This is a genomic window from Cohnella baijiui (assembly GCF_020731285.1).
Classification (GTDB): Bacteria; Bacillota; Bacilli; order Paenibacillales; family Paenibacillaceae; genus Cohnella.
Genome location: NZ_JAJFOW010000434.1, coordinates 1 through 222, shown reverse-complemented (window position 1 = coordinate 222; position 222 = coordinate 1). Strand labels below are relative to the sequence as shown.

Annotated in this window: 1 protein-coding gene; it reads right to left on the bottom strand. The window is 51.8% G+C overall.

What is annotated here, in order from left to right; genetic code table 11:
• On the bottom strand, positions 1-222 hold a 222-nt coding region (locus tag LKX83_RS33270), incomplete at both ends, for a peptidase dimerization domain-containing protein (RefSeq protein ID WP_227887576.1).

The following is a 222-nucleotide window of genomic DNA, read 5'->3' as shown; positions in this document are numbered from 1 at the left end:
CGCGCATCGCTACTTGAATCACAGGATGATCGTACGGTGTCTCGAACGGACGACCTGTATCCATGCGGGTGAACTGCACCTGAACTCCTGCCGGTGTATGTTTGTGGACATGTGCCTCGATCAAATCTTGAATTTCTTTCGGGTCCTGTTCACCAACCAGGCGGCAGGATAGCTTGGCGTGTGCCTCAGATGGTAGTACGGTTTTAATGCCTTCACCTTGAA